26 protein-coding genes are annotated in these 23,834 nt (G+C 68.9%); 17 read left to right on the top strand and 9 right to left on the bottom strand.

Annotated elements, in window-relative coordinates; genetic code table 11:
* Window positions 1-88 precede the first annotated feature (88 nt).
* The 10 genes from AAID08_RS00180 to AAID08_RS00225 all read left to right on the top strand — a co-directional run bounded on the left by AAID08_RS00180 (window position 89) and on the right by AAID08_RS00225 (window position 9,340).
* On the top strand, window positions 89-1,120 hold the full coding sequence (locus AAID08_RS00180; protein WP_049070372.1) for an ABC transporter substrate-binding protein: 1,032 nt from the start codon (window positions 89-91) through the stop codon (window positions 1,118-1,120).
* 56 nt (window positions 1,121-1,176) lie between these two features.
* Complete coding sequence (locus AAID08_RS00185; RefSeq protein WP_020925745.1) at window positions 1,177-2,232, top strand: ABC transporter ATP-binding protein; 1,056 nt, start codon at window positions 1,177-1,179, stop codon at window positions 2,230-2,232.
* A complete protein-coding gene (locus tag AAID08_RS00190) occupies window positions 2,229-3,095 on the top strand; it encodes an ABC transporter permease (RefSeq protein ID WP_054504485.1) in 867 nt (288 codons plus the stop codon). Before AAID08_RS00185 ends, AAID08_RS00190 begins: the two co-directional genes overlap by 4 nt.
* Before the next feature lies 1 nt (window position 3,096).
* A complete protein-coding gene (locus AAID08_RS00195; protein WP_054499250.1) occupies window positions 3,097-3,897 on the top strand; it encodes an ABC transporter permease in 801 nt (266 codons plus the stop codon).
* Window positions 3,897-5,054, top strand: coding sequence for an FAD-binding oxidoreductase (locus AAID08_RS00200; RefSeq protein WP_054504486.1), 1,158 nt, complete (start codon window positions 3,897-3,899; stop codon window positions 5,052-5,054). Before AAID08_RS00195 ends, AAID08_RS00200 begins: the two co-directional genes overlap by 1 nt.
* Window positions 5,038-5,346, top strand: a complete 309-nt coding sequence (locus AAID08_RS00205) for a (2Fe-2S)-binding protein (RefSeq protein WP_006389495.1) — start codon at window positions 5,038-5,040, stop codon at window positions 5,344-5,346. Before AAID08_RS00200 ends, AAID08_RS00205 begins: the two co-directional genes overlap by 17 nt.
* Complete coding sequence (locus AAID08_RS00210; protein WP_372413281.1) at window positions 5,343-6,785, top strand: NAD(P)/FAD-dependent oxidoreductase; 1,443 nt, start codon at window positions 5,343-5,345, stop codon at window positions 6,783-6,785. Before AAID08_RS00205 ends, AAID08_RS00210 begins: the two co-directional genes overlap by 4 nt.
* 9 nt (window positions 6,786-6,794) lie before the next feature.
* Complete coding sequence (locus AAID08_RS00215) at window positions 6,795-7,958, top strand: NAD(P)/FAD-dependent oxidoreductase (RefSeq protein ID WP_395757224.1); 1,164 nt, start codon at window positions 6,795-6,797, stop codon at window positions 7,956-7,958.
* A complete protein-coding gene (locus AAID08_RS00220) occupies window positions 7,955-8,341 on the top strand; it encodes a RidA family protein (RefSeq protein ID WP_054504489.1) in 387 nt (128 codons plus the stop codon). Before AAID08_RS00215 ends, AAID08_RS00220 begins: the two co-directional genes overlap by 4 nt.
* A gap of 561 nt (window positions 8,342-8,902) precedes the next feature.
* A complete protein-coding gene (locus AAID08_RS00225) occupies window positions 8,903-9,340 on the top strand; it encodes a hypothetical protein (protein ID WP_395757225.1) in 438 nt (145 codons plus the stop codon).
* A 215-nt stretch (window positions 9,341-9,555) separates the two neighbouring features.
* On the opposite strand, the gene AAID08_RS00230 is transcribed toward AAID08_RS00225, so the two are convergent.
* The 8 genes from AAID08_RS00230 to AAID08_RS00265 all read right to left on the bottom strand — a co-directional run bounded on the left by AAID08_RS00230 (window position 9,556) and on the right by AAID08_RS00265 (window position 16,813).
* The gene (locus tag AAID08_RS00230; RefSeq protein ID WP_054504491.1) at window positions 9,556-10,188 is read right to left on the bottom strand and encodes an AAA family ATPase; all 633 of its coding nucleotides are present in this window, start codon (window positions 10,186-10,188) and stop codon (window positions 9,556-9,558) included.
* Window positions 10,188-10,550, bottom strand: a complete 363-nt coding sequence (locus tag AAID08_RS00235; protein WP_054504492.1) for a hypothetical protein — start codon at window positions 10,548-10,550, stop codon at window positions 10,188-10,190. The genes AAID08_RS00230 and AAID08_RS00235 overlap by 1 nt, the downstream gene beginning before the upstream one ends.
* A gap of 115 nt (window positions 10,551-10,665) precedes the next feature.
* Window positions 10,666-10,860 carry a hypothetical protein gene (locus AAID08_RS00240; RefSeq protein WP_395757226.1) on the bottom strand — a complete coding sequence of 65 codons (195 nt, stop codon included), beginning with the start codon at window positions 10,858-10,860 and terminating at the stop codon, window positions 10,666-10,668.
* Window positions 10,861-10,898: 38 nt separating this feature from the next.
* Window positions 10,899-12,173, bottom strand: a complete 1,275-nt coding sequence (locus AAID08_RS00245) for an amidohydrolase family protein (RefSeq protein WP_395757227.1) — start codon at window positions 12,171-12,173, stop codon at window positions 10,899-10,901.
* A gap of 16 nt (window positions 12,174-12,189) precedes the next feature.
* Window positions 12,190-13,140 carry an ABC transporter permease gene (locus tag AAID08_RS00250; protein WP_054418758.1) on the bottom strand — a complete coding sequence of 317 codons (951 nt, stop codon included), beginning with the start codon at window positions 13,138-13,140 and terminating at the stop codon, window positions 12,190-12,192.
* 10 nt (window positions 13,141-13,150) lie between these two features.
* Window positions 13,151-14,224 (bottom strand): ABC transporter permease, encoded by a 1,074-nt coding sequence (locus AAID08_RS00255; protein ID WP_049070390.1) that lies wholly within the window; start codon window positions 14,222-14,224, stop codon window positions 13,151-13,153.
* A gap of 31 nt (window positions 14,225-14,255) precedes the next feature.
* Complete coding sequence (locus AAID08_RS00260) at window positions 14,256-15,785, bottom strand: ABC transporter ATP-binding protein (protein WP_054418760.1); 1,530 nt, start codon at window positions 15,783-15,785, stop codon at window positions 14,256-14,258.
* Window positions 15,782-16,813, bottom strand: coding sequence for a BMP family protein (locus tag AAID08_RS00265; protein WP_395757228.1), 1,032 nt, complete (start codon window positions 16,811-16,813; stop codon window positions 15,782-15,784). The genes AAID08_RS00260 and AAID08_RS00265 overlap by 4 nt, the downstream gene beginning before the upstream one ends.
* Window positions 16,814-17,263: 450 nt before the next feature.
* On the opposite strand from AAID08_RS00265, the gene AAID08_RS00270 reads away from it, so the two are divergent.
* The 6 genes from AAID08_RS00270 to AAID08_RS00295 all read left to right on the top strand — a co-directional run bounded on the left by AAID08_RS00270 (window position 17,264) and on the right by AAID08_RS00295 (window position 21,730).
* Window positions 17,264-18,178 (top strand): VTT domain-containing protein, encoded by a 915-nt coding sequence (locus tag AAID08_RS00270; protein ID WP_054504501.1) that lies wholly within the window; start codon window positions 17,264-17,266, stop codon window positions 18,176-18,178.
* Between the two features lie 125 nt (window positions 18,179-18,303).
* The gene (panE, locus tag AAID08_RS00275; RefSeq protein ID WP_020925731.1) at window positions 18,304-19,230 is read left to right on the top strand and encodes a 2-dehydropantoate 2-reductase; all 927 of its coding nucleotides are present in this window, start codon (window positions 18,304-18,306) and stop codon (window positions 19,228-19,230) included.
* A 169-nt stretch (window positions 19,231-19,399) separates the two neighbouring features.
* Entirely contained in the window at window positions 19,400-20,011 is a 612-nt protein-coding gene (locus AAID08_RS00280) for an NAD(P)-dependent oxidoreductase (RefSeq protein ID WP_116793567.1), read from the top strand.
* A 180-nt stretch (window positions 20,012-20,191) separates the two neighbouring features.
* On the top strand, window positions 20,192-20,647 hold the full coding sequence (locus tag AAID08_RS00285; protein ID WP_054504495.1) for a nuclear transport factor 2 family protein: 456 nt from the start codon (window positions 20,192-20,194) through the stop codon (window positions 20,645-20,647).
* 11 nt (window positions 20,648-20,658) lie between these two features.
* The gene (locus tag AAID08_RS00290) at window positions 20,659-21,228 is read left to right on the top strand and encodes a flavin reductase family protein (RefSeq protein ID WP_054504496.1); all 570 of its coding nucleotides are present in this window, start codon (window positions 20,659-20,661) and stop codon (window positions 21,226-21,228) included.
* A 4-nt stretch (window positions 21,229-21,232) separates the two neighbouring features.
* The gene (locus tag AAID08_RS00295) at window positions 21,233-21,730 is read left to right on the top strand and encodes a nucleoside 2-deoxyribosyltransferase (RefSeq protein ID WP_054504497.1); all 498 of its coding nucleotides are present in this window, start codon (window positions 21,233-21,235) and stop codon (window positions 21,728-21,730) included.
* Between the two features lie 42 nt (window positions 21,731-21,772).
* Here AAID08_RS00295 and AAID08_RS00300 read toward each other — a convergent pair whose 3' ends face one another.
* Window positions 21,773-22,444: a TetR/AcrR family transcriptional regulator gene (locus AAID08_RS00300; RefSeq protein ID WP_054504498.1), complete on the bottom strand. Its 672-nt coding sequence runs from the start codon at window positions 22,442-22,444 to the stop codon at window positions 21,773-21,775.
* 151 nt (window positions 22,445-22,595) lie between these two features.
* On the opposite strand from AAID08_RS00300, the gene AAID08_RS00305 reads away from it, so the two are divergent.
* Window positions 22,596-23,804 (top strand): MFS transporter, encoded by a 1,209-nt coding sequence (locus AAID08_RS00305; protein WP_395757229.1) that lies wholly within the window; start codon window positions 22,596-22,598, stop codon window positions 23,802-23,804.
* The last annotated feature ends 30 nt before the right edge of the window (window positions 23,805-23,834 follow it).

Here is a 23,834-nt window from a genome sequence, read left to right on the forward strand (position 1 = left end):
TCCGCATTTTTTTCTGCGGCGAGTCCATCCCCGGATTCAGGCAGCACCGGCAGTTCTTGCAGTTCTCTTCCAATAAACGGGGGTTTTCATGGGCAAGGTACTCGCAGTCCTGGCGGCGGCCACAGTGGCCGTCGGTGTATGCGCCACGGCGCAGGCGCAGCAGAAGTTGGTGGTGGCCGGCTACGGCGGCTCGTTCGAAGACATCATGCGCAAGGACATCTTCCCGCCCTTCGCCAAGCAGCACGGCGTCGAGCTGGATTACGTGGCCGGCAACTCCACCAATACGGTGGCGCGCCTGCAGGCGCAGAAGAGCAACCAGCAGATCGACGTCGCCATCATCGACGACGGTCCCATGTACCAGGCCATCGCGCTGGGCTTCTGCGCGCCGATCCAGGGCCTGCCGGCCGACGACATCTACGGCACCGCGCGCTACAAGGACGACAAGGCGGTTGCCATCGGCATCGTCGCCACCGGCATCATGTACAACAAGAAGGTCTTCGACGAGCGCAAGTGGGCCGCGCCCACCTCGTGGAAGGACCTGAAGGATCCCAAGTACAAAAAGCAATTGGTGGTGCCGCCGCTGAACAACACCTACGGCCTGCACGCGCTGGTCGAGTATGCCCGCGAGGGCGGCGGCGGCGAGAAGAAGATCGACGCCGGCTTCAAGACCTTCAAGGACGAGGTCGGCCCCAACGTGCTGGTGTACGAACCGTCGCCGGGCAAGATGACCGAGCTGTTCTCCAGTGGCCAGGCCACCATCGCCGTGTGGGGCAGTGGCCGCGTCAAGGCCTTCGCCGACACCGGCTTCCCGGTGGGCTTCGTCTATCCGCAGGAAGGCGCCTACGCGCTGCTGTCGTCGGTGTGCCCGGTGGCCAAGGCCAACGCCAATCCGCTGGCGCAGGCCTTCGTCAATTACCTGGTGAGCCCGAAGGTGCAGGAGCAGTTGGCCAGCGCCTACGGCTATGGCCCGGTCAACAAGCAGGCCAAGGTGGCCGACGATCCGCGCGTGCCGCTGCCGATCGGCAAGCGCGCCGCCGACCTGATCGTGATCGACTGGGACACGGTCAACCAGAACCGGGACGACTGGAACAAGCGCTGGACGCGTGAAATCGAGCGTTGACGTTTCGTACACCAGGACGCAACGGCGGCGCGGGCGCGCCGCCAGCGGGAGCATCCATGAGTTATCTCGTATTGAACCGCCTGTCCAAGCGCTACGGCGACCTGACGGCGGTCGAGGACCTGAGTCTGTCGGTCGAACGCGGCGAGTTCATCTCGCTGCTGGGGCCGTCCGGCTGCGGCAAGACCACCACGCTGCAGATGATCGCCGGGTTCGTCGAGCCCAGCGGCGGCAGCATCGTGCTGGACGGCAAGGACGTCAGCCGCACGCCCGCGAACAAGCGCGGGCTGGGCATGGTGTTCCAGAACTACGCGCTGTTCCCGCACATGACCGCGGCCGAGAACGTGTCGTTCGGCCTGGAGATGCAGCGGGTCGGCAAGGACGAGCGGCAGGCGCGGGTGGCCGAGGCGCTCAAGCTGGTGGGCCTGTCGCATCTGGCGGACCGTCATCCGGCGCGCATGTCGGGCGGCCAGCAGCAGCGCGTGGCGCTGGCGCGGGCGCTGGTGATCCGCCCCAGCGTGCTGCTGCTGGACGAGCCGCTGTCGAACCTGGACGCCAAGCTGCGCGAGGAAATGCAGTTGGAGCTGCGCAGCATCCAGCGCACCGTCGGCACCACCACCATCCTGGTGACGCACGACCAGTCCGAAGCGCTGGCGCTGTCCGACCGCATCGTGGTGATGAACCAGGGCCGGGTCGAGCAGGTGGCCGAGCCGTTCGCCGCGTATGAAGGGCCGTCGAACCGCTTCGTCGGCGGCTTCCTGGGCAAGGCCAATGTGTTCACGCCCACGCCGCAGTCTTATGACGGCGAGGTGCGGGCGCGCATCGGCGAGGCCCACATCGCCATGGACGGGCAGCCTGTGCCGCAGGGCGCGGTGATCGTGCGGCCCGAGAAGATCCTGTTCGCCGAGGCCGGCGCCTGTGCCCTGCCCGGCCGCATGAAGACGCGCGTGTTCCAGGGCAACCACTGGCTGTGCCAGGTCGAGACCTCGGTGGGCGAAGTCATGGTGATCCGCCAGAACGATGGCGTGCCGGTGCCTGCCGAAGGCGCGACCGTGCACCTGCGCTGGCGCGCACAGGACATGTGCGCGGTGGCCGGCCAGGAGCCGGCAAAATGAGCGCGCGCGCCAACCCCTGGCTGCTGAGCGCGCCGGCGCTGGCGGTGTACGCCACCTTCCTGGTGGTGCCGATGGCGCTGGTGCTGCTGATCAGCTTCTTCGACTTCCAGTTCTACGGCGGCATGCAGGTCACCTTCACCTGGAAGAACTACATCGAGATTTTCAGCGACGGCTATTACTACGAGATCTACGCCCGCACCTTCGGCGTGGCGGCGCTGGTGACGCTGGCCTGCCTGGTGCTGGGCACGGCCGAGGCCTACGTGCTGTCGCGCATGGCCAATCCGTGGAAGGGCCTGTTCCTGATGGTGGTGCTGGGGCCGCTGCTGATCTCGGTGGTGGTGCGCACGCTGGGCTGGGCGCTGCTGTTCGGGTCCACCGGACTCATCAACAAGGCGCTCATGGGCATCGGCCTGATCGCCACGCCGATCGACCTGATGTACAGCAACCTGGGCGTGGGCATCGCGCTCACGCATGTGCTGGTGCCGTTCATGGTGATCGCGGTGTGGGCGTCGTTGCAGCGGATCAATCCGTCGACCGAGGCCGCCGCGCTGTCGCTGGGCGCCAGCCAGTTCACCGTGATCCGGCGCGTGATCGTGCCGCAGGTCATGCCGGGCATCCTGTCGGGGTCGATCATGGTGTTCGCGATGGCCGCCAGTTCCTTCGCCACGCCCGCCATTATTGGCGGCCGGCGCCTGAAGAACGTGGCCACCGCCGCCTACGACGAGTTCCTGAACACACTCAACTGGCCGCTGGGCGCGGCGCTGGCGGTGGTGCTGCTGGTGGCGACCGTGGTGGTGCTGTTGTCGGCCAACCGGCTGATCGAGCGCCGCTATGGCGCGGTCTTCAATCCGTCGGGGGCCTGACATGAACTTCCGCAACGGTCCCATCGGCCTGCTGTTCCATACGCTTTTCATCCTGTTCATCCTGGCGCCCATCGTGATGGTGTGCGCGGTGGCGTTCACGTCCGAAGGCTTCATTTCGCTGCCCAGCGGGGGGCTGTCGCTGCGCTGGTTCCGCGCCATTCTCGACAACCCGCGCTTCATCGAGGCGTTCTGGTTCAGCCTGGGGCTGGGCACGCTGTCGGCCACGCTGGCGATCGCGCTGGCGGTGCCGAGCGCGCTGGCGCTGTCGCGCAACCGCTTCCGCGGCCGCGAGGCGCTGGTGGCGTTCTTCCTGTCGCCGCTGATGATTCCGCACGTGGTGCTGGGGCTGGCCTTCCTGAAGTTCTTCACCACGGTGGACCTGGCCGGCACTTACGTGGGGTTGGTGGTGGCGCACGTGATCCTGGTGATGCCCTATGCGCTGCGGCTGGTGCTGGCCTCGGCCACCGGCATCGATCCGGCGCTGGAGCGCGCGGCGCAGTCGCTGGGCGCCTCACACTGGACGGCATTCCGGCGCGTGGTGCTGCCGTTGCTGCTGCCGGGCGTGGTCAGCGGCTGGGTGATCGCCTTCATCACCAGCTTCGACGAGTTGACCATGTCGATCTTCATCGCCTCGCCGTCCACCACCACGCTGCCGGTGCGCATCTTCCTGCACATCGAGGACACCATCGACCCGCTGGTGACGGCGGTGTCGGCCGTGCTGATCTATGTGACCATCATCGCCATCTTCATCCTGGACCGCCTGGTCGGCCTGGAAAAGCTGTTTGTCGGAAAGGGACGCTAATGACGGAAGAAATACAACAGGCGCCGCGCGCGCCGGCGCATCGCGGCGTCTACGACGCCGTGGTGATCGGCGGCGGCCTGGTCGGCTCGGCCGTGGCCTACGGGCTGCGGCGCGAACTGGACCACGTCGCGGTATTGGACGAAGGCGACGTGGCCTACCGCGCCTCGCGCGGCAACTTCGGGCTGGTCTGGGTGCAGAGCAAGGGCATGGGCCTGCCGCGCTACGGCGTGTGGACCATGACCTCGGCCGGCGCCTGGCCGCAACTGGCGGCCGAGCTGCGGGAGCAGACCGGCGTGGACGTGCACCTGGAGCAGCGCGGCGGCCTGCACGCGTTGTTGAGCGACGAGGAAATGGAAGCGCGCGCCAACTTCATGCGCACGCTGCTGGCGCAGCCCGGCATGGCGCAGTACGACTGGAAAATGCTGGACCGCCACGAGCTTGCCGACATGGTGCCCGGCATCGGCCCCGAGGTGCGCGGCGCCACCTGGACGCCGGTGGACGGCATCGCCAATCCGCTCAAGCTGCTGCGGGCCCTGCACATGAGTTTTGCACAGCGGGCTGTGGATTACCTGCCGCGCTGCCCGGCGCAGCAGATCCGCCAGCGCGACGGCGTGTTCGAGGTGACCACGCCCACCGGCACGGTGCGGGCGCGCAAGCTGGTGCTGGCCAGCGGCCTGTCGAACAAGGCGCTGGGCGAACAGGTCGGCCTGACGGTGCCGGTGCGGCCGCAGCGCGGCCAGATCGTGGTGCTGGAGCGCACCCGACGCCTGCTGGAAACGCCACTGTCCACGCTGCGCCAGACCGACGAAGGCACCTGGCTGATCGGCGATTCGCAGGAAGAGGCCGGCTATGTGGACAACCAGGTGGGCCTGCCGATCCTGGGCACGCTGGCCGACCGCGCCGTGCGCACCCTGCCCGCCCTGCGCGAGGTGCGGGTGGTGCGTAGCTGGGCCGCGCTGCGGGTGATGTCCAAGGACGGTTTCCCCATCTATCAACAATCCGAGACGTGCCCTGGCGCCTTCGTCGCCACCTGTCACAGCGGCGTCACCCTGGCGGCCGCGCACGCGCTCAAACTGGCGCCCATGATCGCCGCCGGCCAGTTGGCCGACGACATGGCGCCCTTCTCGACCCGGAGGTTTCATGTTCAAGAGGCTTGACGAGGCGCAGCGCCAGGCGCAGGGCGCGCCGGTGCGGGTGACGGTGAATGGCGCCGAACTGCAGTGCCGCGCCGGCGACAGCGTGGCCGCGGCATTGTTCGCCGGCGGCATGCAGGCCTGTCGCGACACCGCGGTGGGTGAGGTGCCGCGCGGCCCCTATTGCATGATGGGCGTGTGCTACGACTGCCTGGTCACGATCGATGGCCAGGCCAACCAGCAGGGCTGCATGACGGCCGTGCGTGACGGCATGAAGATCGAGCGCCAGCTTGGCGCGCGCAAGGTGCAGGCATGATCGAGACGACGCAATGCGATTTGCTGGTGGTGGGCGCCGGCCCCGCCGGATTGGCAGCCGCCACCACGGCCGCGCGGCTGGGCGTGGACACGGTGCTGCTGGACGAACAGGCGGCGCCGGGCGGACAGATCTACCGCGCCATCACAACCACGCCGGTCACCGACCGCGCGGTGCTGGGACCGGATTACTGGCACGGCGCCTCCCTGGTCGAGCCGTTCCGGCAGTCGGGCGCGCGTTATGTGCCGGGCGCGACCGTGTGGGCGGTGGCCGAGCGCACCGCGCCCGAACCGCAGCGCGGTTTCGAGGTGGCGTATTCGGTGGCGGGCGAGGCGCGCATCCTGCATGCGCGGCGCCTGCTGCTGGCCACCGGCGCGCAGGAACGGCCGTTCCCGATTCCGGGCTGGACGCTGCCCGGCGTCATTACCGCCGGCGCGGCGCAGATCTTGCTGAAGTCCGCCGGCGTGGTGCCGGCCGACCGTACCGTGCTGGCCGGCTGCGGCCCGCTGCTGTACCTGGTGGCCTGGCAATACCTGAACGCCGGCGTCAAGGTCGACGCGCTGCTCGAAACCACGCCGCCGGGCCGCCTGCGTCAGGCCTTGCCAAAGGTGTGGGACTTCCTGCGCTCGCCCTATCTGGGCAAGGGGCTGTCGCTGCTGCGCGCCGTCAAGGCGGCAATACCCATCATCAAGGGCGTGACGGCGCTGGAAGCGTTGGGGCAGGACAAGCTGGAAAGCGTGCGCTACACCGCCGGCGGCATCACCAAGACGCTGCCGGCGCAACAGTTGATGCTGCATCAGGGCGTGGTGCCCAACGTCAACCTGTCGCGCGCCATCGGCGCCGAGCATCGCTGGAACGCGGCGCTCGATTGCTGGGAACCGGAGGTGGATGACTGGGGCCTGACCTCGGTGGACGGCGTGGGCATGGCGGGCGACGGCGCCGGCATCGCGGGCGCGCTGGCCGCCGAACAGCGCGGCCGGCTGGCGGCATTGCAGGCCGCGCATCTGCTGGGCCGCATCGACGCGGCGCGGCGCGATAGCGAGGCCGCCGCGCCCCGCGCCGCGCTGGCGCGGGCGGTGCGCGGACGCGATTTCTTCGATGCCTTGTACAAGGCGCCCGAGGCTTTCCGCCGCCCCACCGGCGACACGATTGTCTGCCGCTGCGAGGAAGTGACGGCGGCGCAGGTGCGCGACACTGTCAAGCTCGGCTGCAGCGGCCCGAACCAGATGAAGGCCTTCCTGCGCTGCGGCATGGGCCCGTGCCAGGGCCGCTTCTGCGGCCTGACGGTGTCGGAGATCATCGCCGAGGAACGCGGCGTGCCGGTGCCCGAGGTCGGCTACTACCGTCTGCGCTTCCCGACCAAGCCGTTGACGCTGGGCGAGCTGGCCTCGCTGCCGCAGACCGACGAATCGCGCCAGGCGGTGGTGCGGCTGAAGAAATAGGAGCCCGCCATGACGGACGCTTCGCGCTCGGCCGCCGTCATCATCATCGGCGGCGGCTTGCACGGCAGTTCGGCGGCGCTGCACCTGGCGCGCGCCGGCGTGCCGGCGCTGGTGATCGAAAAGAACTACGTCGGCCGCCACGCCTCGGGCGTGAACGCCGGCGGCGTGCGCACCCTGGCGCGGCACCTGGCCGAAGTGCCGCTGGCGCTGGCCTCGCGCGAGCTCTGGTATCGCATTGGCGAGCTGGTCGATGACGATTGCGGTTTCGAACAGCATGGGCAGGTGTGCGTGGCCGAGAACGAGGCCGACGCGGCGGCGCTGCGCGCGCGCCAGGCGACCATGCAACAGCATGGCTACACGCATGAACAATGGATCGACCGTGACGAATTGCTGGCGATGATTCCCGCGCTGACGCCCACGGTGCAAGGCGGCCTGATCGCGCGCGAGGACGCCGCCGCCGATCCCTACCGCACCACGCTGGCGTTCCGCCGCAAGGCCGCCAGCCTGGGGGCGCGCTTCGTGGAAGGCGTGCGCGTGCTGCGCACCGTGCATGAGCATGGGCAATGGCGGGTCGAAACCGACGCCGGCGTCTACACCGCGCCGCAGGTGCTCAACTGCGCCGGCGCCTGGGCGGACCGCATCGCCGCCGAATGGGGCGAGTCGGTGCCGCTGACCGCCATCAGCCCGATGATGCTGGTGACGCTGCGCATGGATCATTTCCTGGATGCGGTGGTGCTGGGCACCGGCCGGCCGCTGTCGTTCAAGCAGCGCGCCAACGGCACCGTGCTGATCGGCGGTGGCCGCCGCGCCTGGGTCGATCGCGACGCGGAATGGACCGAGCTGGACTTCCGTTCACTGGCCGAGGGCGCGCGCACCGTCTGCGACCTGTTTCCGCACATGCGGCAAGCGGTCGTGAACCGCGGCTGGGCCGGCATCGAGGCCGCCATGCCCGACGAGATCCCGGTGATCGGGCGCAGCCAGCGTTACGACAGCGCCTTCCACGCCTTCGGCTTCTCGGCCCACGGCTTCGAGTTGGGCCCGATCGTCGGCCGTATCATGGCCGATCTGATCACCACTGGCGCGACCGATCTGCCGATCGCGCCGTTCGCCATCGATCGTTTCGCCGGCGCCGCGGGCGCGCCGGCATCCACTTCAAAGGAGCAGCACTCATGAATGACATCGTGCGCAAGGATTCCAACGAGCGCCTGAGCCGCATCGTGATTCACGGCAACACCGTGTACGTCGCGGGCGTGACCTCGTCGGCCGAAGGCGGCATCGCCGCGCAGACGCGCGACGTGCTGGCCAAGATCGACGGCTATCTGGCGCGGGCCGATTCGGACAAGACCCGGCTGCTGTCGGTGCAGATCTGGCTCAAGGACATCGAGCGCGATTTCGCCGGCATGAACGCGGTGTGGGCCGAGTGGGCCCCGGCCAATGCGCTGCCGACGCGCGCGACCTGCGAGGCCAAGCTGGCCTCGCCCGATCTGCTGGTCGAGATCATCGTCACGGCCGCGAAGCGGCCGGGATACGTCGGCGGGCCGGCGTCGGAAGCCTGACCGGCCACAACGATCCGGCAGCGTGCTGCCGGATCTTTCGAGTGGCCTCCCGTCGCGACCCTGACAGCGGCGGGTGAAGGCGAGGTCCGGCCTCGGACACGCCTTATTTCGTTATTCCGCGATGCATTTTCCCGGTTTTGCGCTTCCTCGCTGTTGATAATCGGCGCGTTGACAAGGAAGTGCTTTGGATGGGCCGGCAAGTCCGGCCCTCGGGAATTCGTAGCGTGCCAGCCAGTCAGGTTTTCATCCGCAATATCGAGCCCTCTTGCCGCGGCCATCATGGTGCGCGGCGAGGCTGGCGGCGTCACAAGCGGGCCGCCGCGCACAGCGCCGCCAGCCTGACGCTGTGCCCTGGGTTCGCCGCCTCCGCGCGCCCGGCCCTGAACTGGGCGACTCCGACATCATCATCATCAAGCCCGGCACGGGCAAGCGCTGGCGCGCCTATGTGGGCTGGGACGACGCCGGAACCCCGCCGCCTTGCGTTGTCGAGACATTCACAACGCCAGCCCATCCTCGGTTCAACCGAGTACGCATGATGTCCAAGTTCCGTTCCCTGATCGTATGGTCCGTGGTCTTCTCGCAGGTCTGGACTCCCGTGCTGGCGCAGACCCTGCCGATCTCGGTGGCCAGGCGGCGGGCGGGGCCGACAAGGCGCGGGACCCGGGCGACAAGAGCGGGGCGTCGGCGGGCCTGCCTGTTGTCGCGGGCGCTTCCGGCAATGCCAGCTCGACCACGCGCAGCGCGATCAGCGGCGGCAGCGTCGTGATCCGTGATGAGGCCGCGCAGCAGGATCTGACGGGGATGACGGCGGTACAGACGATCGCTGCGCTGAATCGCGACACGTCGTCGGATACGTTGAATGCGCTCAAGCCGATCTTCGACAAGGAGAAGATCGAGGCGGGGTTCGAGATTGCGTCGGAGGCTCAGAAGCAGGTCGGGCAGTTCCTGGAAACGCGGGCCAGGATTCGGTGTCGGGCAACGTCGCCCAAGGCCGGATGAACAGCGACTTTCGATCCGCCAGCGAGCAGGTCGGCCTGAAGGCGGGCGACGGCGGCTTCCAACTGGATATCGCGCGAAACACGACCTTGGTCGGCGCGGCGATATCCAGCAGCGAGCGCGCGGCGCTGGAAGGCCGAAACGCGCTCGGGACGGGCACGCTGGATGTTCGGGAGGTAAAGAACACGGCCCCCCCCACCGTCGGTACGCAGGCTGCACTACTCGCTGGCCGACAACGAGGCCTCAACGAGCGGCTTCGCCCAATCGGGCGTGTCCCGCATCTCCGCTAGCGAAGTGGGATAGAGCACCCGGCCATCGTCCACGTAGAGGGCCAGAGCCGGCTCAGGTACGGCCTCGCCAGGCTCTACGTCCACGCTGTTGTCGTAGACCCGCAGACTGACCAGGTGCGGCATCAATTTCAGCAGATTGCGGTAGGACGTCTTGCAGCGCTCGCGGATGCGTTCTTCGGGGATGTCGTGGCCACCGCGCGCCACCCGGGCCTGCACACGCGCAATATGGTGCTCGGCGTCGCGCAGGCCGCAGTACCAGACCAGCACATCGTGGGTCGACGCCGCGGCGATGAGCTTTTCCACGATAGTCTGGCCGCCCAGGGTGGTTTCGAAGGCGAACGACCCGCCCGCCGCGACTGCCGCGTCCAGCCGCCGCACCCCTTCCGCCCACGCTTCCGCATTGGCCTGGTCTTGGGACCGGCCCAAGCGCTGTACAAGCTCACGAGCGAAGGTGTCAGGGTTGAACCAGGCCATGCCGGCCTGAGTCAGGATATGGCCGCCCACTGAGCTTTTGCCGGCGCCATTCACTCCCGCCAGCACATACAGAATTGGGCGTTCCATCAAAACGTGGAGCCGGCCTTAACTCGGCCAGCCAACGGGCCTGGGTTGCGCATAACGCTTCGCAGGCGCTCAGCCGCGTCGGGGGCGGACAGCGCGGCAAGTCGTTGATCGAAGCTGCGGCGCAGTTCTTCGACCGGGTCCGGCACGGCGGCCTGGGCAGCGTTCAGCGCGTCCATGATGCGTGTGTACTCGGCCACCGTCATGATCACGGCCTCCGGCTCATCGTGGTTCGTGACGACGAGCTTTCCTTCGGCGGCGGCAAGACTGCGGACGACACCCCGCCAGCCGTCCTTCTTGACTGCCGAAGCAGGCTTCGCCGGCAGGCGGGCGATAGGTTCAGCGAGCAATGCGGAAGCAGCCATGATCGTTCTCCCAATGAGGCCGTCGAATCGGCCTTGATGGCCTGTTGGTCAATTTTACCCTTTTTGGCCTTTTATCACTAATTGCCCCTCTGGGACCGCTCATGCGGACCCCTTCTTATATGGGGACGGGTAAACCGTGCCGCGTCACCATGTCGCGATTGGTTGCGGCGACCCAAGACACCGTCTTGAGCGTGTCGGGTTTGAGCACCATGGCGGAGAATACGGGTGCCCCCACGTCAACGCCGCGGGCCTGTTCTGACGCAAAGGCTTCTGTCGGTTGGTCGCTGTTCCATTCGGAGGGGGACAGCACAAAGCCGAAGCCGCTATGGGCCAGTCCCCCCTACATCCTCAGCGCACCTGAAAACTCACCTGCCCCGGTCGCCCCGGCAGGTTCAACGTCGCCGTGGCCGGCGGCGTCGTCGCCACCACCTGCCCGGCGCGCAACACCATCAGGCGCGTGGCGCGCAGGCGCAGCGCCTCGACCGGGTCGCGGGCCTGCAGCAGCACCAGGTCGGCGCGCTTGCCCACTTCCAGCCCGGTCTCGTCCAGGCCCAGGATCTTCGCCGGCGTGGCTGTGACGGCCTGGAAACAGGCGCGCATGGCGTCCTGGCCGGTCATCTGCGCCACGTGCAGGCCCATGTGCGCCACTTCCAGCATGTCGCCCGAACCCAGGCTGTACCAGGGGTCCATCACGCAGTCGTGGCCGAACGCCACCGGCACGCCGGCGGCCAGCAGCTCGGGCACGCGCGTCATGCCGCGGCGCTTCGGGTAGGTGTCGTGGCGGCCTTGCAGCGTGATGTTGATGAGCGGGTTGGCGATGGCCGACACGCCGGCCTCGCGCATCAGCGGGATCAGCTTGGACACGTAGTAGTTGTCCATCGAGTGCATCGAGGTCAGGTGCGAGCCCGTGACGCGGCCCTGCAGACCCAGGCGTTGCGTGTGATAGGCCAGCGTCTCGATGTGGCGCGATAGCGGGTCGTCGCTTTCGTCGCAGTGCATGTCCACGCGCAGGCCGCGCTCGGCCGCAAGTTCGCACAGGATGCGCACCGATTCGGCGCCGTCCTGCATGGTGCGCTCGAAGTGCGGAATGCCGCCGACCACGTCCACGCCCATGTCCAGCGCGCGCTTCAGGTTATCGAGCGCGCCAGGCGCGCGCAGCACGCCGTCCTGCGGGAAGGCCACCAGTTGCAGGTCCAGGTACGGCTTGACCTGCTCGCGCACGTGCAGCAGCGCTTCCACCGCCAGCAGGCGCGGGTCGCACACGTCGACGTGCGAGCGGATCGCCAGCAGGCCGCGCGCCACCGCCCAGTCGCAATAGGCCAGCGCGCGCTCGACCAGCGCTTCCTGCGTCAGCAGCGGCTTGAGTTCACCCCACAGTGCGATGCCTTCGAGCAGCGTGCCCGACTGGTTCACGCGCGGCAGCCCGAACGACAGGGTCGAGTCCATGTGGAAGTGGGCGTCGACGAACGGCGAAGTCACCAGTTGGCCGGCGGCGTCGATGGTCTGCGCGGCCTCGGCCTTCAGCGCCGGTTCGAGCGCCGCGATGCGGCCCTGGGCCACGCCGATGTCGATGTGCTGGCGGCCGTCCGGCAGCGTGCAGTTCTTGAGGATCAGATCGAGCATAGTCAAACCTTCTGGATTACCGTTCGCCCTTGCGGTAGGGCTTCATCAGGGCCTGCGGGTAGGCGGCGCGGCGCGCCATCACCACCAGGGCCAGGATGGACAGAATATAGGGCAGCATCAGGTAGACCTGATAGGGCAGCTCGGGCAGCCCCGGCAGCGCCGCCCCACCCTGCTGCAGCCGCAGTTGCAGCGCGTCGAAGAAGGCGAAGATCAACGCGCCCAGCAGCGCCTTGCCAGGCCGCCACGAGGCGAACACCACCAGCGCCACGCAGACCCAGCCACGGCCATTGACCATGTTGAAGAAGAAGGCGTTGAAGGCCGCCAGCGTCAGGAAGCTGCCGGCCACGCCCATCAGCGCCGAGCCGGCGACGATGGCGCCCATGCGCAGTTTCGTTACCGACAGGCCCTGGCCCTCGGCGGCGGCGGGGTTCTCGCCCACCATGCGGATCGCCAGGCCGACCGGGGTGCGGTTCAGTACCCAGGCCAGGATCGGCACCGCGGCCAGCGCCAGCAGCGTCATCGGCGTCTGCCCGGCCAGCACCGGGCCGATCAGCGGAATGCCGTCCAGGAATTTCATTTCGGCGAACGGCGTGATGGTGGGCGGCGTGTTCACGCTGGGAAACGTGACGCGGTAGGCGAAGTAGCTCAGGCTGGTGGCCAGCAGTGTCACGCCCAGGCCCGAGACGTGCTGCGACAGGCCCAGCGGCACCGTCAGCACCGCGTGCAGCAGGCCGAATACGGCGCCAGCCAGCGCGGCCGCCAGCACGCCCACGTACAGCGGCGCGCCCAGGTACACCACCAGCCAGCCGGTGAAGGCGCCGGCGGCCATGATGCCTTCGATGCCCAGGTTCAGCACGCCGGCGCGCTCGCACAGCAGCACGCCCAGCGTGCCCAGGATCAGCGGCGTCGCCAGCCGCAACACCGCGACCCAGAAGGCCGCGGAACTCAACAGGTCCATCCATTCCATGGCGTGCTCCTCAAGCCCGGTTGCGGCGCAGGCGGTACTGCGCGAATAGCGTCGCGACCAGCATGGCGAGCAACGAGGTGGCGACGATGACGTCGGCGATGTAGTTCGGCACCGCGATGGCGCGGCTCATGCTGTCCGCGCCCACCAGCATGCCGGCCACGAAGACGCTGGCCAGGATCACGCCCAGCGGATGCAGGCCGGCCAGCATGGCCACCACCACGCCGGTGTAGCCGTAGCCCGGCGACATGTCGAGCGTGACGTAGCCGGTGCGGCCGGCCACCTCGATGGCGCCGGCCAGTCCGGCCAGCGCGCCCGACAGCATGGCCGTGCCCAGCATCACGCGGTTGACCGGCAGGCCCAGGAAGCGCGAGGCGTGGGCGTTGGCGCCGACCGCGCGCATCTGGAAGCCGAACACCGTGTAGCGGTTCAGCAGCCACAGGCCCAGCGCCAGGCCGGCGGCCCACAGCAGGCCGGTGTGGGCGCGGGTGCGCTCGATCAGCTTGCCCAGCTCCAGGTCGGGGTTGAGCGCGACCGATTGCGGCCAGCCCATCGCCATCGGGTCCTTCATGGGGCCGTCCAGCATCATCGAGACGAACAGCAGCACGATGAAGTTGCCCAGCAGCGTGGTCACCACTTCGTCCACGCCCAGGCGCGTCTTGAGCAGCGCCGGGATCAGCAGCAGCAAGGCGCCGGCCAGCGCCGCCGCCAGCATCATGCCGCCGAACAGCGCCGGCAGGGGCAGGTCGAAGCCGGTGCCGTCATGCAGGCCGCCCACCGCCACCGCGGCCAGCGCGCCCAGGTACAACTGGCCTTCGGCGCCGATGTTGTAGAAGCGCGCGCGAAAGGCCACGGCGCAGGCCAGGCCGGTCAGCATCAGCGGCGTGGCGCGCGTCAGGGTCTCGGACAGCGCGAATTTGGAGCCGAACGCGCCTTCGAACAGCAGCGCGTAGGTGCGGCCCACCGGCGCGCCGGCCCAGGCCACCAGCAGCGTGCAGACCGCCAGCGTAAAGAGGATGGCCGCGATCGGGGCCAGGGCCAGCGCGGCGCGGCTGGGCTCGGGGCGGCGTTCCAGGATCAGTTTCATTCGAGAAATGCTCAGTAGAGGGGGCACGGCGTCAGGCGCGCGTGCCCGTCATGGCCAGCCCGACGGTGGCGGGCGTCCATTGCGCGACCGGCTTGTCGGCGACCAGCTTGCCGCCGCACAGCACCGCGATGCGGTCGGCCAGCGCGAAAATCTCTTCCAGGTCTTCCGACACCAGCAGGATGCCGGCGCCGCGCCGGCGCGCGGCCAGCAACTGTTCGCGCACGTAGGCCACCGCGCCGATGTCCAGGCCCCAGGTGGGCTGGTCGGCGACGATGAAGCGCGGTTCGCGCGCCAGGGTGCGGCCCAGGATCAGCTTCTGCATGTTGCCGCCCGACAGGCTGCGGGTGCGCACATCCAGCGAGGCGGCGCGCACGTCGAACTGCTTGGCCAGCGCCGCCGCGTAGGCGCGGCCGGCCTTGGCGCGGATCAGCCCGAAGCGCGAGAAGCGCGGGTCCTTCAGGTCTTCGACGATGGCGTTTTCCCACAGCGGGCTGTCGCCGATCATGCCTTCGCCGTGGCGATCCTCGGGAATGCGGCCCACGTGGGCGGCGGTCCAGCCGGCCGGCGTGGTGGGGGCGGCGGCGTGTTCGGGGCCCAGGCGGATGGTGCCGTCGGCCGGCTGGCGCAGGCCGGTCAGCACCGACACCAGCGCCTGCTGGCCGTTGCCGGCGACGCCGGCGATGGCCACGATCTCATGCTTGTGCACCACCAGGTCCAGGCTGTCCAGGCGCGGCGCGCCGCCGCGCGGGTCGCGCACGGTGACCTGCGACAGCGTCACCACCGGCGCGGCCTGGCCGGCCGCCGCCATGGCTTCGGCGTGCGGCATGGCGACTTTGCGGCCCACCATCAGCTCGGCCAGCTCGGCCGGCGTGGTGGCGGCGGTGTCGCGTTCGGCCACCAGCTTGCCCTGGCGCAGCACCGCGACGCGGCGCGACACGGCCATGACCTCGTCCAGCTTGTGCGAAATGAAGATGACGGCCAGGCCCTCGTCGACGAAGCCGCGCAGCGTGGCGAACAGGTCCTGCACTTCCTGCGGCGTGAGGACGGCGGTGGGCTCGTCCAGGATCAGCACCTTGGCGCCGCGGTACAGCGCCTTGAGGATCTCGACGCGCTGCTTCTCGCCCACCGACAGGCTGCCGACGCGCGCGTCCGGATCCACCCCCAGGCCGAAGCGCTGGCCCAGTTCCACCAGGCGGCGGCGCGCCGGGCCGCGGCCCGAGGCCAGCTTCCACAGCGACTCGGTGCCGACCATGATGTTGTCCAGCACGGTCAGGTTGTCGGCCAGCGTGAAGTGCTGGTGCACCATGCCGACCCCCGCCGCCAGCGCGGCGTCGGGCCGGCCCGGCGGCAAGGGTTGGCCAAAGACTTCGATACTGCCGGCGTCGGCCACGTAGTGGCCGAACAGGATCGACACCAGGGTCGATTTGCCGGCGCCGTTCTCGCCCAGCAGGGCCAGCACTTCGCCTTGCGCCAGCGTCAGCGAGACATCGTCATTGGCCGTCAGGCTGCCGAAGCGTTTGGTGATCCCTGCCAGCCGCAGGGCGAGAGGCGCTTGATTCATCGTGCCGACGACTTGGGTTCTTTGTCGTTGACCTGCACGCTGAAGCTGCCGTCCAGGATGGCCTTCTGCTTGGCCTGCACCTTGGCGATCAGGTCAGCGGGGATCTTGCTCTCGAAGGTGCCCAGCGGCGCCAGCGACGAACCCTTGTATTTCATCAGCGAGTATTGGCCGAAGTCGGCGGCCTTGAAGGTGCCGGCCTTGACCTGCTTGAGCGCCTCGTCGATGGTCGGCTCCATGCTCCACAGCGCCGAGGCCACCACGGTCTCGGGGTACTGCGGCTGGGTGTCGATGACGTTGCCGATGGCCAGCTTGCCGCGTTCCTTGGCGGCGTCCGACACGCCGAAGCGCTCGGCGTACAGCACGTCTGCGCCCTTGTCGATCATGGCGAAGGCGGCTTCCTTGGCCTTCGGGGGATCGAACCACGAACCGATGAAGGTCACGGTGAATTCGGTCTTGGGGTTGATTTCCTTGGCGCCCTCGATGAAGGCCTGCATCAGCCGGTTCACTTCGGGGATGGGGTAGCCGCCCACCAAGCCGATCTTGCCGGACTTGCTCATGCCGGCGGCGATCATGCCGGTCAGGTAGGCCGGTTCCTGGATGTAGTTGTCGAACACCGAGAAGTTGGGCTGCTGCGGCTTGCCCGACGAACCCATCAGGAAGGCGGTCTGCGGGTAGTCCTTGGCCACCTTGCGGGCCGCGGCCTCGACCGCGAAGGCCTCGCCCACCACCAGCTTGTTGCCCTGCTCGGCGTACTGGCGCATGACGCGCTCGTAGTCGGCGTTGGTGACGTTTTCCGAGAACGTGTATTCGATTTCACCCCGGTCGCGCGCGGCGGTCAGCGCCTTGTGGATGCGCGACACCCATTGCTGTTCCACCGGCACCGTGTAGATGGCGGCGACCTTGGTCTTGGCGGGCGCCTGGGCCTGGGCGCCAGCCGACAGCAGCAGCGCGCCGGCGGCGGCCGCGGCCAGCTTCAGCAGGCCACGGCGGGCGATGCCGCCGGCGGCCGGGAGGGAAAGGGATTTCATGCGCAAGTCTCCTTCGCGGGGATGGAAAGGGAATGGGAGGAATGGCGGCGATGTCCGGGCGTCGCGGTGCGGCACGCGTGGGCGGGCGGGGTCGAGGGCGTGGGATCGGTCATCGGATGGGGGAGCGCCGGGGCGGCGCGCCCCATCCGAATGGGCGGGTTCGCGGCCAGTCCTGGCGAAGCAAGTTGTATGCCATGCGGCATTCCCGCGACAAGTCGGGGGAATCCTGATGGCCGGGCGCGATTATAGGCACCCTGGCGGCCAAGCGTGGCACCAGCATGGTGCGCACCGTTGCGGTGCGTGGACACTTTTCGGCGTGGAACAGCCTGTTGCGGCTGAAATGGGCCCGAAAGGCCCTGGAGGCCTATCGCCATGCGGCCATCGGCGCGGCCGCGGGCCTAAAATTCCCCGCATAGCGCCGCGCCCGTGCGCGGCAAGCCGGAATCCATCATGCAAGACATTCAATTGCTGCTCGAGCAGTACGGCGGCTGGCTCGTCTTCGCCAACGTGCTGGTCGAGCAGGCGGGCCTGCCCGTGCCCGCCTATCCCATGCTGATCGCCGCCGGCGCCCTGGCCGGCGCGGCCGGCTGGCTGGTGCCGTGGCTGGCGGCCACCGTCGCCTGTCTGCTGGCCGACTCGCTCTGGTACGCGGCCGGCCAGCGCTACGGATCGCGCCTGCTGGGCGTCATCTGCAGGATGTCGCTGTCGCAGGACTCCTGCATCCGCCAGACCCAGCGCCTGTATCTGCGCATCGGCGTGCGCGCCCTGCTGGTCTGCAAGTTCCTGCCCGGCGCCGGCGCCCTGTCCACCGTGATGGCCGGCCTGACCGGCACGCCGTACCGCCGTTTCCTGGCCTATGACCTGGTGGGCGCCATGATCTGGGCCGGTTCGGCGCTGCTGCTGGGCGGCCTGTTCCACGGCGTGGTCAACGACGTACTGGACGTGCTGGGCACTTACGGCCCCATGGGGCTGGCCCTGCTGGCGGCGGTGCTGGCGCTGTACATCATCGCCCGCGCCCTGCGGCGCTGGGTTCTCAAGCGCCACCTGCGCGTGATTCCGCGGCTGTCGGTGGACGAGCTGATGCAGTGGCGTCAGGACGGCCGCCAGGCGCTGGTGTTCGACGTGCGGCCCGAGGCGGTGCGCGAGGAAGACCGCATCCCCGGCGCCATCGCCGTTGACCTGCGCGCCCCGCTGCCGGCGCTTGAAGCCGGCAGCGAGGAGGCCGATATCGTGGTCTATTGCGCCTGCCCCAACGAGGTTTCGGCCGCGATGCTGGCCGCGCGCCTGCGCGCCGCCGGCTACCCCAAGACCTGGGCGCTGCGCGGCGGCTACGAAGCCTGGGCGCGGCACGCGCACCCGGCCTGACGACGTGCCGCGGCGGCGTCTGTCCGGGCCATGGGCGCCCGCGCGGTTTCGGCCCGCGCCCGGCGCCGCCACGGGCGCATAATGGCTCCATCGGCCCGCGCCTTTGACGGGCCGGGGAGACAGGCATGAAGTTGTTGTTCTTGGGCGCCGGCGGAACCGGCGGCTATTTCGGCGGCCGCGCCGCCCAGGCGGGCGCGGACGTGACCTTCCTGGTGCGCGAGGCCCGCGCCGCGCGCCTGCGCGAGCAGGGCCTGCGCATCGAAAGTCCGTTCGGCGACGCCACGCTGCAGCCGCAACTGGCCACCGCCGACACGCTGAAGGGCTTCTATGACGTGGTGGTGCTCAGTTGCAAGGCCTATGACCTGCAAAGCGCCATCGACGCCATCCGCCCCGCCGTGGGTCCCGACACCGCGGTGCTGCCCATCATGAACGGCGTGCTGCAGTACGACGTGCTGGACCGCGAATTCGAGCCGCACCGCGTGCTGGGCGGCCTGTGCCAGATCAACGCCACGCTCGGCCCCGAAGGCCAGGTGATCCACCTGGGCAAGCACGCCAGCATCGTCTTCGGCGAACGCGCCGGCCCGGCCCGCAGCGCCCGCTGCGAGGCGCTGGCAGAGGCCCTGGCCGGCGGCGAATACGTCAGCCGCCTGAGCGAAGACATCTACCAGGACATCTGGGAAAAATACGTGTTCCTGACGACGCTGGCCGCCGCCACCTGCCTGATGCGCGGCACGGTCGGCCAGATCGCCGCCACCGACGACGGCGCCGACATCGTGCGCGGCCTGCTGCGCGAATCGCAGGCGGTTGCCGCCGCCAGCGGCCACGCGGTGCGGCCCGAGGCCGACGCCAACGCGCTCAAGATCCTGACCGACCCGTCCCAGGCCATGACCGCCTCGATGTTCCGCGACCTGCGCCAGGGCCTGCCGGTCGAGGCCGACCACATCGTCGGCGACATGGTGCGGCGCGCGCGCACGCTGGCGGTGGATGCCACCACGCTGCGCACGGCCTACGCGCATTTGCAGGTCTACCAGGCGCAACGCGCCGCGGCTTGAGGCCAAAGGAACGGGAATCCGATTGGTGCATGGATTGCAAAAAACTCTTCCATGCCCGTGGGTTCCTGGATGCCGTCGGGCCGAATAGTATGGCTTTGCCTGAGCCCGGGCAGGCAAGGACCGCAACTCGCGGCCCCCGCCCGGCGCCCACCCTCCAAGGAGCAAGACCATGAAAATCGCTTTGATCGGAATTACCGGCCGCGTGGGTTCCCGCGTGGCGGACGAACTACTCAAGCGCGGCCACCAGGTGACCGGCATCGCCCGCAACCTGGGCGACGTCAATCCCCAGCCCGGCCTGACCATCGCCCAGGGCGACGCCACCGATCCGCACGGCCTGACGCCGCTGCTCAAGGGCCACGATGCGGTGGTCAGCGCCTCGCGCTTCGTGTCGGCTGACGCCAAGCCGCTGCTGGCCGCCGTGAAGGACGCGGGCGTGCCGCGCCTGCTGGTGGTCGGCGGCGCTGGCAGCCTGGAAGTGGCGCCGGGCAAGATGCTGATCGACACCCCCGAATTCCCCGACGCGTACAAGCCGGAAGCCCGCGGCGGCGTGGTGTTCCTGGACGCCTTGCGTCAGGAAAAGGTTCTGAATTGGACGTTCCTGTCGCCTTCCGCGCTGTTCGAGCCGGGCGAGCGCACCGGCAAGTTCCGCATCGGCGACGACACGCTGCTGGTCGATGAGGCCGGCAAGAGCTGGATCTCGATGGAAGACTACGCCATCGCCCTGGCCGACGAAATCGAGACGCCCCGGCATTCCCGCCGCCGCTTCACCGTCGGTTATTGATATCCCGCAGGCCGTGGCGCGGTGTTGTTTGCATGCGATAGCCGGCCGCCCACGGCCCTCGCCCGCCCCGGGGGGGCGTCCGCTTTTCGGGCAAGGCCGCACTGGCGGCAGGGTCGATTCAGCCGGTTTTGTTTGTAAACTGGCAGGCCGCCAAACCGGCGCACGACCCGAGTAGTCAGTATGAGCATGAAGTTGAAATCGTTGGCCCTGTGTTTGCTGCTGGCTGCCACCTGTCTGGCCCCGGTCCAGGCCGCCGCGCCGCAGTCGAACAAGGACATCGTGGTGGCGTTCTTCCGCATGATGTTCCAGGACCGCGAGATCGACGAGGCGGTGCGCCTGTATGTCGCCAGGAACAATTACACCCAGCACAATCCCTACATGCGCGACGGCGTCGAGCCGATGGTGGATTTCTTCCCCCATTACTTTGAGCAGCACCCGCAGGCCAGCGTCGACATCAAGCGCGTCATCGCCGAGGGCGACCTGGTGGTGATCCACAACCTGTGGCGCGAATCGCCCGAAGACCGCGGCCAGGCCGTGGTCGACATCTTCCGCGTCGAGAACGGCAAGATCGTCGAGCACTGGGACGTGAGCCAGGAAATCCCTGAAAACCCCGCCAACAAGAACGGCATGTTCTGAACAGGCTGCCCATGTCCGCCATCGAACCCGTCGACCTGCCCCGCGCCTACCTGCTGTTGAACCACGGTCCCACCGTGCTGGTCACCAGCGCCCACGGCGGCGAACGCAACGTCATGGCCGCGGCGTGGGCCATGCCGCTGGATTTCAGCCCGCCCAAGATGCTGGTGGTGGTGGACAAGAACACCTACACCCGCACGCTGATCGAGGCTTCCGGCGAATTCGCGCTGTGCATCCCGTCGCGCGCGCAGGCCCAGGCCACCCTGCAGGTCGGCTCGCACTCGGGGCGCGATGAAGACAAGTTCAAGGCCAGCGGCCTGGGCACCTTCCCCGCCAGCAAGATCGGCGCGCCGCTGATCGAAGGCTGCCTCGGCTGGCTCGAATGCAAGGTGGTGCCCGAGCCGCACAACCAGCAGGCCTATGACCTGTTCATCGGCGAGGTGGTGGCCGCCTGGGCCGCGCCCGACGTGTTCTCCGGCAACCGCTGGCACTTCGATGACGACGCGCGCCGCTCGGTGCACTACGTCGCGGGCGGTTCGTTCTTCGCCACCGGCGAAGCGTTCTCGGTTGCCGATCCGGAGTAAGCCCGTGCGCCGCGTCTACCTGGCCGGTTTCGACGTCTTCCTGCCCGATGCCGTGGCGCACGGCGAGCGGCTCAAGGCGCTGGCCGCCGCGCATGGTTTCGAAGGCCTGTACCCGCTGGACAACGCGGCGCCAGCCGGCCTGTCCGGCGCCGCCCTGGCGCAATGGATCTACCAGGCCAACGTGGCGATGATCCAGCGCGCCGACCTGGTCATGGCCAATCTCAATACGTTCCGCGGCGCAGAACCGGATTCGGGCACGGCCTTCGAGGTCGGCTATGCGATCGCCCTGGGCAAGCCGGTGTGGGGCTATACGGCGCAAGCCGGCAGCGTGCGCCAGCAGGTCGCGGTCGGCGTGGCCGCCGACGATCCGGACCGCGCGGTGGACGCACAGGGCTGCACGGTCGAAGACTTCGGCCTGAACCTGAACCTGATGCTGGCGTGCAGCGCCCGCATCGTGGTGGGCGACGCGGCCGACTGCCTGGCGCGCATGGCGCGCGGCTAGGACGCCGGCGCCGCGCCGTCGGCGCGCGTTCCTCGCGTGGTGTCAGGCCGCGCCGGCCTTGCGGGCCGCCGCGCGCACGGGCCGGGCCTTGGCGGCGGGGGGCGGCATGCCCAGGTATCCCATCACCGCATCCACCACCGCCCGCTCCAGTTGCTGCGGGCTCAAGCCGGCCGGCGGCTCCAGCGCCGCCGCGTGCACCAACGATTCCATGATGCGCAGCACCACGTAGGTCGCCAGCTCGCGGTCCTGCTGCGCGATCTCCTCGCGATGCAGTTCCAGCAGGTGGCGCATGCGCCGGTGGATGTCCTGGTCGGCGCGGCTGTGTTCGCGCGGCTGGTCGAACAGCGGGAATTCCCGCTCCAGCACGCGGTGCAGCGCTGGCTCCAGCAGATGCGCATGCAGCGACGCGGCGACGATCGCCGCGACCCGCTCGCGCAGCGTCGCCGCGGGACTGCCGTCCAACACCTCGTCGATGAGCGCCAGCATCTGCTGGTCATGGCGGTCGTGCAGCGCCGCGATCAGCGCATTCTTGTTGGGGAAGTACTGATACAGCGAGCCGACGCTGACGCCGGCGGTCTCGGCGATCAGGTTGGTGTTGGTGCCTGCGTAGCCGTGCTCGGCCAGAACGCGAGCTGTCGCCTGCAAAATGGTGTCCACGGTCTGTTGCGAACGTTGCTGGCGCGGCGATTTACGGGGCTGCGGGATGGATGTCATTGGGTTCGGGGAAAGCGAGTTTCAAACCTGAGCACCGGCTCATAAAATTTCGATACGCAACTGGAATTGCGTCGAGCACCGGCCGATTATGCCATCGTCGATTACGGCGAGCCGGCCATGCGGTGCCGCTTCCCCCTTTCAAGGAATCCTCATGTCGAATGCATCGACGGCCACGGCGCTGCCCGCGGCCGGCGGGACCGCGCGTCCCGTTTTCATGCAGATATTGCCCCTGGCGCTGGCGGTCTTCGTCGGCTTTTTCATGGTCGGCCTGCCCATGCCGGTGCTGCCGCTGTACGTCGACGGCGTGCTGGCGCAGGGCGCGCTGGTGGTCGGCATCGTGGCCGGCCTGCAGTTCGCGGCGGCGCTGCTGTCGCGCGCCTGGTCCGGTTCGCTGGCCGATCGTCGCGGCGCCAGGCGCGCGGTGGTCACCGGTTTTCTGCTCGGGTCGGCGGCCGGCCTGCTCTACCTGCTGGCCGATACGCTGGCCCCGCAACCACGCGCGGCGCTGGCCGCGTTGATGGCCGGCCGCGCCCTCATGGGCTGCGCCGAAAGTCTGATCGTCACCGGCGCGCTGAGCTGGGGCGTGGGCCGCGTCGGACCGCAGAACGCGGGCCGAGTGATGGCCTGGATCGGCGTGGCGATCTACGCCGCTTTCGGGCTGGGCGCGCCCGCCGGCATGCGTCTCTACGGCGCAGCCGGTTTCGAAGGCATCGCCTGGGCCACGGTGTTCATCCCGGTGCTGGCGTTGGCGCTGGTGCTGCCACAGCGCGGCGTGCCGGCGGCCGGCGGCGTGCGCACGCCGTTCTACCGCGTGCTGGGCATGGTGATGCTGCCGGGCCTGGGGCTGGCGCTGACCAGCGTGGGTTTCGGCGTCATCACCGCCTTCATCAGCCTGCTGTTCGCGCAGCGCGGCTGGGATGGCGCGGCGTGGATGTTCAGCCTGTTCGGCGTCGGCTTCATCGTGGCGCGGCTGTTCTTCGCGGGGTTGCCCGACAAGCTGGGCGGCGCGCGCGTGGCGTTGGTGTGCGTGCTGATCGAGGCGGCCGGCCAATGGCTGATCTGGATGGGCCCGACGCCGGCGTGGGCGTTTGCCGGCGCGCTGTTGAGCGGCGCGGGCTATTCGCTGGCGTTCCCGGCCTTCGGCGTGGAGGCGGTGCGGCGCGTGCCGCCGGCCAGCCGCGGCGCGGCCATGGGGGCGTATGTGGCGTTCCTGGACGTGGCGCTGGGCATCGCCAGTCCCGCGGCCGGCTGGTTGGCCGGGATGCGGGGCTATGGGGCGGTCTATGCGCTGGGCGGCGCGTGCGCGCTGGGCGCGGTGTTCGTGGCGATGGCGCTGCGGGGCCGGGTGGCCGCCGCCTAAGCGTCCGAAGACTGGTTTGACGATCGAGGC

The organism is Achromobacter sp. EB05 (assembly GCF_044232075.1).
Lineage (GTDB): Bacteria > Pseudomonadota > Gammaproteobacteria > Burkholderiales > Burkholderiaceae_B > Achromobacter > Achromobacter dolens.

Bases quoted from the DNA above. Each gene is read 5' to 3' on its own strand.
- AAID08_RS00180 (WP_049070372.1), top strand. From the start codon at position 89: ATGGGCAAGGTACTCGCAGTCCTGGCGGCGGCCACAGTGGCCGTCGGT.
- AAID08_RS00185 (WP_020925745.1), top strand. From the start codon at position 1,177: ATGAGTTATCTCGTATTGAACCGCCTGTCCAAGCGCTACGGCGACCTG.
- AAID08_RS00190 (WP_054504485.1), top strand. From the start codon at position 2,229: ATGAGCGCGCGCGCCAACCCCTGGCTGCTGAGCGCGCCGGCGCTGGCG.
- AAID08_RS00195 (WP_054499250.1), top strand. From the start codon at position 3,097: ATGAACTTCCGCAACGGTCCCATCGGCCTGCTGTTCCATACGCTTTTC.
- AAID08_RS00200 (WP_054504486.1), top strand. From the start codon at position 3,897: ATGACGGAAGAAATACAACAGGCGCCGCGCGCGCCGGCGCATCGCGGC.
- AAID08_RS00205 (WP_006389495.1), top strand. From the start codon at position 5,038: ATGTTCAAGAGGCTTGACGAGGCGCAGCGCCAGGCGCAGGGCGCGCCG.
- AAID08_RS00210 (WP_372413281.1), top strand. From the start codon at position 5,343: ATGATCGAGACGACGCAATGCGATTTGCTGGTGGTGGGCGCCGGCCCC.
- AAID08_RS00215 (WP_395757224.1), top strand. From the start codon at position 6,795: ATGACGGACGCTTCGCGCTCGGCCGCCGTCATCATCATCGGCGGCGGC.
- AAID08_RS00220 (WP_054504489.1), top strand. From the start codon at position 7,955: ATGAATGACATCGTGCGCAAGGATTCCAACGAGCGCCTGAGCCGCATC.
- AAID08_RS00225 (WP_395757225.1), top strand. From the start codon at position 8,903: ATGGTCCGTGGTCTTCTCGCAGGTCTGGACTCCCGTGCTGGCGCAGAC.
- AAID08_RS00230 (WP_054504491.1), bottom strand. From the start codon at position 10,188: ATGGAACGCCCAATTCTGTATGTGCTGGCGGGAGTGAATGGCGCCGGC.
- AAID08_RS00235 (WP_054504492.1), bottom strand. From the start codon at position 10,550: ATGGCTGCTTCCGCATTGCTCGCTGAACCTATCGCCCGCCTGCCGGCG.
- AAID08_RS00245 (WP_395757227.1), bottom strand. From the start codon at position 12,173: ATGCTCGATCTGATCCTCAAGAACTGCACGCTGCCGGACGGCCGCCAG.
- AAID08_RS00250 (WP_054418758.1), bottom strand. From the start codon at position 13,140: ATGGAATGGATGGACCTGTTGAGTTCCGCGGCCTTCTGGGTCGCGGTG.
- AAID08_RS00255 (WP_049070390.1), bottom strand. From the start codon at position 14,224: ATGAAACTGATCCTGGAACGCCGCCCCGAGCCCAGCCGCGCCGCGCTG.
- AAID08_RS00260 (WP_054418760.1), bottom strand. From the start codon at position 15,785: ATGAATCAAGCGCCTCTCGCCCTGCGGCTGGCAGGGATCACCAAACGC.
- AAID08_RS00265 (WP_395757228.1), bottom strand. From the start codon at position 16,813: ATGAAATCCCTTTCCCTCCCGGCCGCCGGCGGCATCGCCCGCCGTGGC.
- AAID08_RS00270 (WP_054504501.1), top strand. From the start codon at position 17,264: ATGCAAGACATTCAATTGCTGCTCGAGCAGTACGGCGGCTGGCTCGTC.
- panE (WP_020925731.1), top strand. From the start codon at position 18,304: ATGAAGTTGTTGTTCTTGGGCGCCGGCGGAACCGGCGGCTATTTCGGC.
- AAID08_RS00280 (WP_116793567.1), top strand. From the start codon at position 19,400: ATGAAAATCGCTTTGATCGGAATTACCGGCCGCGTGGGTTCCCGCGTG.
- AAID08_RS00285 (WP_054504495.1), top strand. From the start codon at position 20,192: ATGAGCATGAAGTTGAAATCGTTGGCCCTGTGTTTGCTGCTGGCTGCC.
- AAID08_RS00290 (WP_054504496.1), top strand. From the start codon at position 20,659: ATGTCCGCCATCGAACCCGTCGACCTGCCCCGCGCCTACCTGCTGTTG.
- AAID08_RS00300 (WP_054504498.1), bottom strand. From the start codon at position 22,444: ATGACATCCATCCCGCAGCCCCGTAAATCGCCGCGCCAGCAACGTTCG.
- AAID08_RS00305 (WP_395757229.1), top strand. From the start codon at position 22,596: ATGTCGAATGCATCGACGGCCACGGCGCTGCCCGCGGCCGGCGGGACC.